The organism is Paractinoplanes abujensis (assembly GCF_014204895.1).
In the GTDB taxonomy this organism is placed as follows: Bacteria; Actinomycetota; Actinomycetes; order Mycobacteriales; family Micromonosporaceae; genus Actinoplanes; species Actinoplanes abujensis.
Genome location: NZ_JACHMF010000001.1, coordinates 4,106,710 through 4,119,692, shown reverse-complemented (window position 1 = coordinate 4,119,692; position 12,983 = coordinate 4,106,710). Strand labels below are relative to the sequence as shown.

Here is a 12,983-nt window from a genome sequence, read left to right as displayed (position 1 = left end):
CCGGTGCACGGGCGGCCTACTGGCGCCTGCTACTGCTGTTGGCTCGGCGCGCCGCCGAAAGTTTGTGTAGTAGCTCCCAAGCGGTGAAGGGCTTTTCCAGGAAGGTGATGTCTTCGTCGAGGACGTGGGTGGTGCCGAGCAGCCCGTTGCTGTAGCCGGACATGTAGACCACCGGCAGTTCCGGGTCGCGCTCGTGGAGGAGGTCGGCGAGTCGGGGCCCGGACATCTCGGGCATGATCACGTCGGTGAGCAGGAGATCACAGCCGTGCTGTTCATGCAGCTTCAGGGCTTGGGCGCCGTTCGCGGCGACGATGACGTGATAGCCGTGGTTGCCGGCGATACGGGCTACGACGCGGCTCAGCGCTGGTTCGTCCTCCACGGCCAGGACGGTGTACCCGTCGCCGCGAGCGGGTTCTTGTCGGCTGACAGGTGTGTCGACGGCGGCTGGGTTGGCCACCAGGGGTAGGTAGATGCGGAAGGTCGTGCCGAGGTCGGGCTCGGAGTAGATATTGATGCTGCCACCGGCCTGAGTGACGATGCCGTAGACGGTAGCCAGGCCCAGTCCGGTGCCCTTGCCGCGGGGTTTGGTGGTGTAGAACGGCTCGAAGACCCGCGCGGCGGTGTCGGCGGACATACCGTGGCCGGTGTCGCTGACCAGCAGCCGTGAGTAGGTGCCGGCCGGAAGCGGCGGCTGCATGTTGATCTCGTCGCCGTCGAGGGTGGCGATGCCGGCTTCCATCACCAGGGTGCCGCCCTCGGGCATCGCGTCGCGGGCATTGATGGCCAAGTTGAGCAGCACCTGCTGAATCTGGCCGGGATCGGCGTGCACGACCAGCGGCTGCTGCATCGGCAGAGCCATCAGAGTGATGTGCTCGCCGATGGTGCGCTCCAGCATGGCGTGCACTTCGGCTATCGAGGCGTTGAGGTCGATGTCGCGCGGCTGGATGGCGTCGCCGCGGGTGAAGGTCAGCAGCTGCCGGGTCAGGTTGCTGGCCCGTTCCACCGCGGTGCGGGCCTGCTTCAGGTCGTCTTGGACTTGCGGTTTGTCGGTGGTTTCCTCGATGGCGAAGTCGGTGTAATTGCCGATGATCGCCAGGATGTTGTTGAAGTCGTGCGCGACTCCGCCGGCCAGGTTGCCCAGGCTTTCCATCCGCTGGGCCTGGTGAGTGCGTTCCTCGACGGCATGCCGGCGTTCGGCGGCCTCCTTGGCCGCGGTGATGTCCCGGGCGATCGCCGAAACTCCGATCACCGTGCCGGCTTGATCGGCGATCGCGGTGACGGTTACTGCCAGGTCCACCGGCGTGCCGTCCTTACGCAGCCGGCGCGCCTCGTAGGAACGCCCGCCCGCGCCGTGACGGACGTCGGCCAGCAGCTCGTGCTGGTGTTCGGCTCCTTGCTGGTCGGCCAGCAGGGTGGCGGGCCGGCCGAGCATCTCCGCGGCGGTGTAACCGAACACCTTCTCCGCGCCTCGATTCCAGGCGGTGATCAATCCTTCAGGGGTGAGACCGATGATCGCGTCGTCACTGTGCTCCACCACGGTTGCCAGCGTCGCGCGTTGCGCTTCGGCGACGTCGCGGGCGGCGCGTTCGCGGGCGACCGCCTCGTCCAGGCGATGCTGTCCCCACGGGTCGACGTAGATGGCTCCTTGGCCGAGCAGAACTCCGTAGCTGCGGCGCAGAGTCCAGTAGTAGACGCCAACGGCGGCGGTGCCTGCGTCCCACAGTGCTGAGGTCCACGACCAGCCGAGCGTCTCCGCCGTCATGTGATGCGTTTCCGAGCCGCGCAGGATGGCGTGATACGCCATTATCGCGTGCAGAGCGTGTCCCACGGCGCAACTGAAGAAGATCATCGAGGTGGCCACGGCCAGCTTGTTGGTGCGCAGCTGTCCGGCCCGGCCGACCGGGACGAGGATTGCCACCATGATCGACACGTAAGCGACCATGATGACAAGATTCGCCAGGAGAAACATCTGATCCGGCATGGTCCCTACTTCGGCGGCGAACCATAAATACTGAGCGCACCGTCAGCCGGCCCTCGAGGGACACGCCCGGACAGCGGCACAAGGGCCTGACAACCAGCACCTCATGCCGTCTCGCACAGGGGTCCGGCGGACCGCTTCATGGCTGCAGTGCCGCGCTGTTTAGTCCTCGGGCCTAGGTGGTAGTGCCGCTGCACGATGCCGCAAGCGCGGCCGAGACTCATCGTGGAGCCAGTCATGACTACAGCGCCGATCGAGAACCATGAGAAGACCTTCTTCGGCCAGCCCCAGCCGCTGGCGAATCTGTTCGGCGTCGAGCTGTGGGAACGATTCTCCTTCTACGGCATGCAGGGCATCCTGCTCATCTACTTGTACTACTCGGCGGCCGACGGTGGACTCGGCCTGAATCGGGACACCGCGACGAGCATCGTCGGCGCCTACGGCGGTGCCGTCTACCTTTCCACGGTGCTGGGCGCTTGGGTGGCTGACCGCCTCCTTGGGTCCGAACGAGTGCTGTTTCTCAGCGCGGTCCTGGTCATGGCGGGGCACATCGCGCTTGCGGTGTTCCCCGGGTTTCTGGGTGTGACCGCCGGCCTGGTGCTGATCGCCGTAGGCAGTGGCGGCGTCAAGGCGAACGCCACGTCGCTGGTAGGGACGCTGTATCGCGAAGGCGACGACCGGCGCGACGCCGGCTTTTCACTGTTCTATCTCGGCATCAACGTCGGCGCGCTGGCCGGCCCACTGCTCACCGGTTCGCTGCAGAAGAACGTGGGCTTTCACTACGGCTTCGGACTTGCGGCAGTCGGCATGGCGATCGGCTTGGCGCAGTATGCGTTCGGACGGCGTCGGCTGCCGGAGGCGGCCAGCGAAGTGCCGCATCCGTTGCCGGCGCGGCACCGGTCAGCGGTTGTGCTCGTGTCCGGCGTCGCCCTGGTGCTGGTCGCCGTTCTGGTGGTGTTGGGTGTGATCACTGCGGACCGGTTGGCGACTATCGTGGTCCTGCTCAGCGCGGTGGCGGCCGTCGCTTACTTCGCGGTGATCCTCACCAGTCGCGAGATCACCGCCCAGGAGCGGCGGCGGGTACTGGCCTTCATTCCCATGTTTCTGGCCAGCGTCGGTTTCTGGTCGCTCTATCAGCAGCAGTTCACGGTGGTGACGATCTATTCCGATCAACGACTCGACCGGACCATTCTGGGCTGGGAGATGCCGGTGTCGTGGGTTCAGGCCGTCAATCCAATTTTCATCATTGTGCTGTCCGGCGTCTTCGCTGGGGTGTGGACCCGTCTCGGGAACCGGCAGCCGAGCACGCCGGTGAAGTTCGCCGCCGGGACGGTGGTCATGGGGCTCGCCTTCTTGCTGTTCCTGCCTCTGGCCGGTGGCGGCCCCAACAGCACTCCGCTGCTCGCTCTGGTCGGGATCCTGCTGGTCTTCACGATCGCTGAGCTGCTCCTTTCGCCGGTCGGGCTGTCCTTGTCGACGAAGCTGGCACCTCGCGCGTTCCATACGCAGATGGTTGCGTTGTTCTTCCTTTCGGTGGCACTCGGCACCGCCCTGTCCGGCAGCCTGGCCCGCTTCTACGACGTGGATCGGGAGACTTTGTACTTCGGTGTGCTGGGTGCCCTTGCCATCGCGCTCGGGCTGGCTCTCGCGATTGCTGCTCGCTGGATCGTTCGCCTGATGGACGGCGTGCGATGACGCGGCGGCTCCGAGGACTCGAGTGAACGTCGCCCGGCTGCCGCTACGCAAGCACGCCGGGGGTGAGCCTCACGCGGCGTCGACCGCACCGAGCGGTACGCGCAACGGGCTGCCTGTGGCAGCGGGGCGGCTGAGGTGGCTGCGGAACCCCATGCGGCCGTGCTGAGCCGTTCGGGGGTCTGAGTGCAGGTCAGTTGGGCCGGGACCTCGCCTGGTAGCGCAACCTGCGCATGGCCATGCTATGAATAGTTGTTTATGGCAAATATTGCTGTAGCCCCTGGGGTGGGGCACAGTGTTGGCAAAGGTCGTGCAGCAGTGCGACCGCGGTCGGTGTGGATGGCCTGAGGGGAGCGTCGTGGCAGACAGGGTGGCTGACATCTGGGGCGCCGGCATGCCGCACGCCCGGGGCACGGTGTGGCCGGCCCGGGTCGACCAGCACCTGGCGGACGGCGTGACCGAGGATCAGGTCGACCGGTGGGTGGGCAGTGCCTGCCTGCTGTGCAGCAACGGGTGCGGCTGCGACATCGCCGTCAAGGACGGCCGGATGGTGGGGATCCGGGGCCGGGCCACCGACGTGGTCAATCACGGCCGGCTCGGGCCCAAGGGCCTGTACGGCAGCACCGCGTGGGCGCACGCGCCGGACCGGCTGACCCGGCCGATGATCCGCGACGGCGGCCTGCTGGTCGACTGTGACTGGGAGACGGCGATGGGCCGGGTCGTGGAGGTGTCGAAGCGGCTGTTGCGCGAGCAGGGACCGTTGTCGCACGGCTTCTACACCAGCGGCCAGCTGTTCCTGGAGGAGTACTACACCCTCGCGGTGCTGGGCAAGGCCGGAGTCGGGACGCCGCACATGGACGGCAACACCCGGCTGTGCACGGCCACCGCGGCGGCGGCGCTGAAGGAGTCGTTCGGCGCCGACGGCCAGCCCGGCTCGTACACCGACATCGAGCACTGCGACGCGATCTTCCTGTACGGGCACAACATGGCCGAGACGCAGACCGTGTTGTGGGCCCGCATCCTCGATCGCACCCGGGCCGCGGACCCGCCCCGGCTGGTCTGCGTCGACCCGCGGCGCACCAAGGTGGCCGAGGAGGCCGAGCGCACCGGCGGCGTGCACCTGGCCCCCCGCGTCGGCACGAACCTGGCCCTGCTGAACGGCCTGACCCGTGAGCTGTTCGAGCACGGCTGGGTCGACCACGACTGGGTGCGTGAGCACACCCTGGGGGCCGACGACCTGCGGGACATCGTCGAGGCGTACACGCCGGAGAGGACGGCCGAGATCTGCGGCGTCGCGCCGGACGACCTGCGCCGGGCGGCGCGCATCTTCGGGGAGAGCGGGAACGTGCTGTCCACCGTCCTGCAGGGCTTCTACCAGTCGCACCAGGCCACGGCGTCGGCGGTCGCGGTCAACAATCTGCACCTGCTGCGCGGGCTGATCGGCCGGCCCGGTTCCGGCATCCTGCAGATGAACGGGCAGCCGACCGCGCAGAACAACCGCGAGTGCGGGGCCGACGGCGACCTGCCCGGCTTCCGTAACTGGGACAACGAGCAGCACATCGAGCAGCTGGCGAAGCTGTGGAACGTGGACCCGCTGGTGATCCCGCACTGGGCGCCGCCCACCCACGCCATGCAGATCTTCAGCTATGCCGAGGAAGGTTCGATCGGCTTCCTGTGGATCTCCGCCACCAATCCCGCGGTGTCGATGCCGGAGTCGGCGCGCATCCGCCGGATCCTCGACGGTGACCAGTGCTTCGTGGTGGTCCAGGATCTGTTCCTGACCGAGACCGCGCGACTGGCCGACGTGGTGCTGCCGGCGGCCGGTTGGGGCGAGAAGACCGGTACGTTCACCAACGTCAACCGCACTGTGCACCTGTCCGACCAGGCCGTCGAACCGCCCGGTGAGGCCCGCAGCGATCTCGACATCTTCCTCGCGTACGCCGAGGCGATGGATTTCCGCGACCGCGACGGTGAACCCCTGATCACGTGGCGGACGGCCGAGGAGGCGTTCGATGCCTGGCGCGAGGTCACGCGTGGCCGGCCCGTCGACTACACCGGTTTGACGTACGAGAAGCTGCGCGGGCCGACCGGCATCCCGTGGCCGGTCAACGAGCACGCGCCCGAGGGCACCGACCGGCTCTACGCCGACGCGGTGTTCCCGACCGCCACCGAGACCTGCGAGACGTACGGCCACGACCTGCTCACCGGCGGGGCGGTGACCGAGCAGGAACACCGCGCGTTGCGACCGGACGGCCGGGCGTTCCTCAAGGGAGCGCAGTACACACCGGCCCACGAGATGCCGAGCGAGGACTACCCGCTGCTGTACACCACCGGTCGCACCGTCTACCAGTTCCACACCCGCACCAAGACGGCCCGCTCGCGCTCACTGCGCGAGGCGGCCCCCGACATGTGGGTCGAACTGTCCCCGGTCGACGCCGAACGGCTGGGCATCGCCGAGGGCGACATCGTCCGGGTCGAATCGCCCCGCGGCGCGTTCGAGGCGCAGGCGCGGGTCGGTCAGGTGATGCCGGGGGCGGTGTTCGCGCCGTTCCACTACGGCACCCCTGGCCTGCCGGGCGAGGTGCCCCGCCAGGCCAACGAGCTGACCATGACCGTGTGGGACCCGGTGTCCAAGCAGCCGTACTTCAAGACCGCCGCCTGCCGCGTGCGGAAGATTCGCGACGGCGGGGGACCGGCCCCGGCGCCGACCACGGCCGCCTCCGCACCGGCGCAACCGGGTGCTGCGCCCGCGACGGCTGGGGGAGCGCTCACGGTCAGCCGGGCGGTGCCGGTGCCGGCGTACCCGAACGATCCGTCCTGTGCCGCCGAGCCGGGGAGTCGCTGATGTACGTGGTCATCTATCTCGGCCTGGTCCACCGGGCCGAGCAGACGCTGGCCGCCTCGTTGCGCACGGTCGGGCAGGGGCATGCCCAGCACCCGGACGTGCTGTTCACCTGCCAGGCCCTGGCGGCGATGAGCGACGAGCATGTCGAACGACTGACCCCGATCGTTGCCCGGTACGGCGAGCAGCGGCGTGGCGCCGGGGTCGACGAACCCGAGCGGCTGCACGCCGCCGGTCTGGCCGAGGTGCGCAGCGGCCCGGTCGGGCTGCTGCGCGACCTGCAGGACCTGCACGTCCTGGGCACGCTGGTGCAAACCACGTGGACCGTCGTCCGGCAGGCCGCCCAGGGCCTGCGCGACCACGATCTGATCGAGGTCTGCGAGTTCGCCTCGGCGCAGAACTCCCGCCAGCTGTCCTGGCTCAACACCCGCATGAAGGCCGCCGCCCCGCAGGCGCTCATCGTGTCCCGCTGAGCCGGATCGGGTCCGTCACCCGTCCTGGCACAGGACCGGTACGGCTGCGGGCGGTGCAATGATGGGCTTATGCAACCTTCTTCCTCGGACGCCCATGAAGCCGCCGTGCAAGCTCTGATGCTGGCCAGCCGCGCGTTCGTCGGGCTGACCGCACGGTCGCTGGCCTCCGTCGAGGGCGAGGTCACGCTGCCGCAATTCCGGGCGCTGGTGGTGCTGGCCGTACGGGGCCCGCAGCGCAGTATCGACATTGCCGAGGAATTGCAGGTCAACCCGTCGACCGGCACCCGCATGCTGGACCGCCTGATCCGCAAGGGCCTGGTCCGGCGGCTGCGTTCCACGTCCGACCGCCGGGTGGTGCGAGTCCGGCTCACCCCGGCGGGCCGCGAGGTTGTCGACCAGGTCCTCACCCGCCGGCGCGCGGACCTCGAGCGGCTGGTGGCCGCGACGGCACAACTGTGGCAGCCCGCGGTCACTGAAGCGCTGACGGCGTTCGCCACCGCCGCCGGTGAGGTGGGCGAGCACGACTGGTGGCTTGGGTGGGCGGCCCACCGCGACGACGCCGATACCGAGGGCCGGGATTCGGGCCTGCCCGTCGCCGATTCTTCGACGGCCTGACCGCGCGCGTCAGCACCTCCTTCCGGCCGCCGGGAACTACCGTGCTGTAACTAATTGCATAGTGCAAAGATGGTTGTGCGCATGTTGCGGGGGAATCACCGTCTGGACGATGAGGAGGTGCCAGATGGACCGCACGGGCGAACACCACGTGGCCCGCATCGACGACACCGTGACCGCGGACAATCTGCATGCCCGCGCTGAAGCGGTGGCCGTACCGGACTTCAACTACCTGGAACAAACCGTGGAGGCTATCGCCGCTGGCGTTACCCGGGGACGCCGTCATCGCGGAGGCAGCCTCCCGGCTCCCACGCGTGACGTGCCGGAGTCCCGGTGATCGCGGTGGTGCCGGGCCCCGGCATGACGGATCGATGCCGGCTCGTGAGCCGGTCCGGCACCGGCGCGGACGTGCTGGCGATCGCCGAAGCGGGGCGCGATGAGCACTGCGGCAAGGCGCTGCGCCGGCTGGGACGGATACGCCTCGCCCGCTGACACCTATGACGCTGTCGGTCACCGTTGCGATGAAGAAACTCGACCGTGATCAAGCGTGTGACAAGGAAGGACCAGCGTGGGCAAGACGCACATCGTCATCGTCGGAGCCGGGTTCGCCGGCTATCACGCCGCCCGCCGCCTGACCAAGCGGCTGCGGGGCTCCGCGGACATCACGGTGCTCAACCCGACCGACTACTTCCTCTATCTGCCGCTGCTGCCCGAGGTGGCCGGCGGTGTCCTCGAGCCGCGGCAGGTGACCGTCCCGCTCGCCGACAGCCTGCGCGGCGTGCGGGTCGTGCTCGGCGAGGCCACCGGGGTCGACCCGGCCCGGCGCCGGGTGCGCTACCGCGACCCGGAGGGCCGCGCCGCGGAACTGGCCTACGACCGGCTGCTGCTGACCGTCGGCAGCGTGAACAAGCTGCTGCCCATCCCGGGCGTTGCCGACAACGCCCACGGCTTCCGCGGCCTGCCCGAGGCGCTCTACCTGCGCGATCACCTCATCCGCCAGATCGAGATGGCCGCTACCGCTGACGACGTGGCGGAGCGGCAGGCGCGGTGCACGTTCGTCGTGGTGGGCGCGGGCTATACCGGCACGGAGGTGACTGCGCAGGGGCAACTGCTCACCGCGCAGGTGGCCGCGCGGCATCCGACGCTGGCCGGGGTGCACCCGCGCTGGCTGCTGGTCGACCACGGTCAGCGTGTGCTGGGCCACCTGGACCGGCGGCTGTCGGACGCCGCCGCTCGAACCCTGCACGAACGCGGGGTCGAGATTCGTACCGGCACCTCGGTCACCGAGGCCACCGCTGACGGCATACGCCTGGACGACGGCACGTTCGTGTCGAGCCGCACGCTGGTGTGGTGTGTCGGCGTCCGCCCGGACCCGCTGGTCGACGATCTCGGCCTGCGCACCGAGCACGGCCGGCTGGTCGTGGACGCGTACCTGAGCGTGCCCGATCACCGCGACATCTATGCCTGCGGCGATGCTGCCGCCGTCCCCGACCTGACCCGGCCGGGAGAGCTCACGGCGATGACCGCCCAGCACGCTCAGCGGCAAGGGGTCCTGGCCGCCGACAACATCGTCGCCGAGCTGCGCCGGGGCCGGCGCCGGGCGTACCGGCACTCGAGCCTCGGCTTCGCCGTCGACCTCGGCGGGCGCCGGGCCGCCGCCAACCCGCTGGGTCTTGCCTTGACCGGTCTGCCGGCCCTGACCGTGACCCGCGGCTACCACCTCGTCGCGCTACCGGCCAACCGGGTCCGCACCGCCACGGCCTGGCTGTTCGCCGCCGCCGGCCACCGACCCGACACCCAGCTCGGGCTGGTCCCCGCCTCAGCGGTGCCGCTGGACACTGCCGACCCCGAAACCCTGCACACCACCGCCTGACCCGGAGGACACCCATGCGTGCGCTGACCGTGCAACCCGGTACCCACGGCACTGCTCGAGTCGACGAGCTCCCCGACCCCGTCGCCGGCGACAGTGAACTGCTCGTCGAAGGCCTGGCGCTCGGTGTCTGCGGCACCGACCGGGAAATCGTCGCCGGCGACTACGGCTGGTCCCCGCCCGGGCGTGACCGCCTGATCCTGGGCCACGAATCGCTGGGCCGGGTCCGCCACGCCCCCGCGGGCAGCGACTTCACCGACGGCGACCTCGTCGTCGGCGTGGTCCGCCGCCCCGACCCCGTGCCGTGCGGAGCATGTGCGCACGGCGAGTTCGACATGTGCCGCAACGGCCGTTACACCGAACGAGGCATCAAAGAGGTCGACGGGTACGCCGCCGAGCTGTGGACGGTCGAGCTCGACTACGCCGTGAAGCTCGACGAGCGGCTGGTCGATGTCGGCATGCTGATGGAGCCGACCACCGTGGTCGCGAAGGCCTGGGAGCAGATCGACCGGATCGGCGCCCGTTCCTGGTACGAGCCGCGCACTGTGCTGGTCACCGGGGCCGGCCCGATCGGGTTGCTGGCCGCCCTGCTCGGCACGCAACGCGGCCTCGACGTCCATGTCCTGGACCGGGTCACCGACGGGCCGAAGGCGGACGCCGTCGCCGCGCTCGGCGCCACCTACCACCACGAACCGGTCGCCGCCGTGGCCGGCAAACTGCAACCCGATGTCGTCATCGAGGCCACCGGAGCCGGATCGGTCGTGTTCGACGCGATCGCCAACACCGGCACGTACGGCATCACTTGCCTGACCGGGGTCTCCACGCCCGGCCGGACGATCAGCATCGACGCCGGAGCCGACAACCGGCAGATCGTGCTGGAGAACGACGTCGTCGTCGGCAGTGTGAACGCCAACCTGCGCCATTACCGGGCCGCGGCCGACGCGCTCGCCCACGCCGACCTGGACTGGCTGCGCCGGCTGATCACTCGCCGCGTCCCGCTGGAGCACTTCGACGAGGCGCTGACCGCCCGGCCGGACGACATCAAGGTCGTGCTCACCCTGACCGGCGAGGCACGGTGACCCGCATGGCCGCCGCCATCGAGGACTACGCCCTGGTCGGTGACCTGCACACCGCGGCCCTGGTCGGCCGGGACGGCTCGGTGGACTGGCTGTGCCTGCCGCGCTTCGACTCGCCGGCCTGCTTCGCCGCCCTGCTCGGCGACGACAGCAACGGCCGCTGGCGCATCGCCCCGCTCGGAGCGGGCGCCGCGACCCGCCGCCGGTACGCCGGCGACACACTGATCCTCGAGACCGAGTGGGACACCGGCGACGGCACGGTTCGGCTCACCGACTTCATGCCGCCGCGGGGCGAGGCCGCCGACATCGTCCGCATCGTCGAGGGCCTCGCCGGCACCGTGCACATGCGCACCGATCTCACACTGCGGTTCGACTACGGCAACGTCGTACCCTGGGTCCGCCACCACCAGTACGGCATCACCGCCATCGCCGGACCGGACGCCGTCTGGCTGCACACCGACGTGCCTCTGGACAGCCACGACCGGACCACCGCGGGGGAGTTCACCGTGACGGCCGGGCAACGGGTCACCTTCGTCCTGACCCATCAGCAGTCCCACCTGCCGCGGCCGAAGGCGGCGCAACCGGAACAGGCCCTGGCGGACACCCGCGGCTTCTGGGAGAACTGGATCGCCCGGCACCGCTACACCGGGCCGGCGGGAGACGCCGTACGCCGCAGTCTGATCCTGCTGAAGGCTCTCACCTACGCGCCGACCGGCGGCATCGTTGCCGCCGCGACCACCTCACTGCCCGAGCAACTCGGCGGGTCACGCAACTGGGACTACCGCTACTGCTGGCTGCGCGACGCCACGTTCACCCTGCAGGCGCTGCTGGGCACCGGCTACGTCGCCGAGGCGAAGGCGTGGCGGGAATGGCTGCTGCGGGCGGTCGCCGGCGACCCGGCCGACCTGCAGATCATGTACGGCCTCGACGGCGCTCGCCGGTTGCCGGAATCCACCCTGGACTGGCTGCCCGGCTACCAAGGGGCCGGCCCGGTGCGGGTCGGCAACGCCGCCGCCCGGCAGTTCCAGCTCGACGTCTGGGGAGAAGTCCTGGACGGGCTGCATCTGAGCCGCGCAGCCGGTCTCACGGCCTCCGACGACGGCTGGGACGTGCAACGGGCGCTGCTGGAATTCCTCGAGAGCAACTGGCAGCAACCGGACAACGGGCTGTGGGAGGTCCGCGGGCCCCGCCGGCACTTCGTGCATTCCAAGGTGATGGCGTGGGCCGGCTTCGACCGTGCCGTCACCGCTGTCGACCACCACGGACTCGACGGGCCGGTCGACCGATGGCGTCGCCTGCGCGACACCATCCACGCCGACGTGTGCGCGCACGGCTTCGACCCGCACCGCAACACCTTCACCCAGTACTACGGCTCCACCGGACTCGATGCCTCCCTGCTTCTCCTGCCCGTGGTGGGGTTCCTGCCCTACGACGATCCGCGCATCGTAGGCACCGTCGACGCGGTCCGGAAGGAGCTGTGCCAGGACGGGTTCCTGCTGCGCTACCGGCCCGAGCACGAAGGCGTCGACGGGCTGCCGGGCACCGAGGGCGCCTTCCTGGCCTGCACGTTCTGGCTGGTGGAGGCTCTACACGGCATCGGACGCGCCGACGAGGCAAACCGATTGTTCCAGCAGTTGCTCGCCCTGCGCAACGACGTCGGAATGCTCGCCGAGGAGTACGACCCGGCCACCGGCCGGCAGCTGGGCAACACCCCCCAGGCGTTCAGCCTGGTCGGCCTGGTCAACGCCGCCCATCGCCTGGGAACGCACCAGGCGGGTCAGTAACCCGTTGTCCAGCGCAAACATTGCACAGCGCCCTAGGTTTGCTTGCCGGGGCGGTGGGCCAGTCGACGACCATCCAGCACCAGCCGACATCTCGACAGCATGTTCGCTGGGTGCGTTCGTAGAGATCCGTGCTGACCCATGCAGTGGAAAGGAGGCCCCGGCTGACGCGCGGGCCGAGCCGGCCTGACCCGCTCTGGCTCGATGACCCTCTCAACTCTGTCGTGAAGCGCGCTGACCTGCATTTTTCATGACGCTCCAGGTATGAGTACCCGCAGGGCATGGAGAGGCTTCCCGCAATGTGACTGCCGTTCCCGCGGGCGTGAGCCTCCGCGACTTCGGCAAGATCACCGTCGACGAGTTCGACTCGTTCGTCGCCTTCCGCGACTTCCTGCGGCTGACCCTGCTCGGGCTGGATGACGCCCTCAACGACGTTCAGTCCGGACGCGAGATGCTCCCTCTCCGCCCGTGGCGCCGTACTCGGGGCGGCCGGCGCCGAGGTGGGCGCAGCTCAGACTGGCTGGAAGTGGGTGTTCTGCGCGAGAAAGTGCAGCAGTGCCTCGTCCATCGGCCCAGCCTGGAGGAGACCCGCGACCCCGGATGAGCGGAGCGGGTCCCCGTACGGTGGAGAAGTTGTTCACTGCGTGGTGACCATTGCG

General features: G+C 69.4%; 11 protein-coding genes. 10 read left to right on the top strand and 1 reads right to left on the bottom strand.

Annotated elements, in window-relative coordinates; genetic code table 11:
- Nucleotides 1–16: 16 nt before the first annotated feature.
- Nucleotides 17–1,981 (bottom strand): hybrid sensor histidine kinase/response regulator, encoded by a 1,965-nt coding sequence (locus BKA14_RS18320; RefSeq protein ID WP_184952146.1) that lies wholly within the window; start codon nucleotides 1,979–1,981, stop codon nucleotides 17–19.
- 234 nt (nucleotides 1,982–2,215) lie between these two features.
- Here BKA14_RS18320 and BKA14_RS18315 point away from each other — a divergent pair, with 234 nt between their 5' ends.
- The 10 genes from BKA14_RS18315 (at nucleotide 2,216) to BKA14_RS18270 (ending at nucleotide 12,928) form a co-directional block, all read left to right on the top strand.
- Entirely contained in the window at nucleotides 2,216–3,673 is a 1,458-nt protein-coding gene (locus BKA14_RS18315) for a peptide MFS transporter (protein WP_184952145.1), read from the top strand.
- 367 nt (nucleotides 3,674–4,040) lie between these two features.
- Nucleotides 4,041–6,515 carry a molybdopterin oxidoreductase family protein gene (locus tag BKA14_RS18310; RefSeq protein WP_239093068.1) on the top strand — a complete coding sequence of 825 codons (2,475 nt, stop codon included), beginning with the start codon at nucleotides 4,041–4,043 and terminating at the stop codon, nucleotides 6,513–6,515.
- The gene (locus tag BKA14_RS18305; RefSeq protein WP_184952143.1) at nucleotides 6,515–6,985 is read left to right on the top strand and encodes a hypothetical protein; all 471 of its coding nucleotides are present in this window, start codon (nucleotides 6,515–6,517) and stop codon (nucleotides 6,983–6,985) included. Before BKA14_RS18310 ends, BKA14_RS18305 begins: the two co-directional genes overlap by 1 nt.
- Nucleotides 6,986–7,090: 105 nt before the next feature.
- The gene (locus BKA14_RS18300; protein ID WP_275412390.1) at nucleotides 7,091–7,600 is read left to right on the top strand and encodes a MarR family transcriptional regulator; all 510 of its coding nucleotides are present in this window, start codon (nucleotides 7,091–7,093) and stop codon (nucleotides 7,598–7,600) included.
- Nucleotides 7,601–7,724: 124 nt separating this feature from the next.
- Nucleotides 7,725–7,934: a hypothetical protein gene (locus BKA14_RS18295; protein ID WP_184952142.1), complete on the top strand. Its 210-nt coding sequence runs from the start codon at nucleotides 7,725–7,727 to the stop codon at nucleotides 7,932–7,934.
- Nucleotides 7,931–8,089: a hypothetical protein gene (locus BKA14_RS18290; RefSeq protein WP_184952141.1), complete on the top strand. Its 159-nt coding sequence runs from the start codon at nucleotides 7,931–7,933 to the stop codon at nucleotides 8,087–8,089. The genes BKA14_RS18295 and BKA14_RS18290 overlap by 4 nt, the downstream gene beginning before the upstream one ends.
- A gap of 76 nt (nucleotides 8,090–8,165) precedes the next feature.
- Nucleotides 8,166–9,470 (top strand): NAD(P)/FAD-dependent oxidoreductase, encoded by a 1,305-nt coding sequence (locus tag BKA14_RS18285; protein WP_184952140.1) that lies wholly within the window; start codon nucleotides 8,166–8,168, stop codon nucleotides 9,468–9,470.
- 14 nt (nucleotides 9,471–9,484) lie between these two features.
- Nucleotides 9,485–10,546, top strand: a complete 1,062-nt coding sequence (locus BKA14_RS18280) for a glucose 1-dehydrogenase (protein ID WP_184952139.1) — start codon at nucleotides 9,485–9,487, stop codon at nucleotides 10,544–10,546.
- 5 nt (nucleotides 10,547–10,551) lie between these two features.
- The gene (locus BKA14_RS18275; protein ID WP_184952138.1) at nucleotides 10,552–12,327 is read left to right on the top strand and encodes a glycoside hydrolase family 15 protein; all 1,776 of its coding nucleotides are present in this window, start codon (nucleotides 10,552–10,554) and stop codon (nucleotides 12,325–12,327) included.
- Nucleotides 12,328–12,625: 298 nt separating this feature from the next.
- Nucleotides 12,626–12,928, top strand: a complete 303-nt coding sequence (locus BKA14_RS18270) for a hypothetical protein (protein WP_184952137.1) — start codon at nucleotides 12,626–12,628, stop codon at nucleotides 12,926–12,928.
- Nucleotides 12,929–12,983 lie beyond the last annotated feature (55 nt).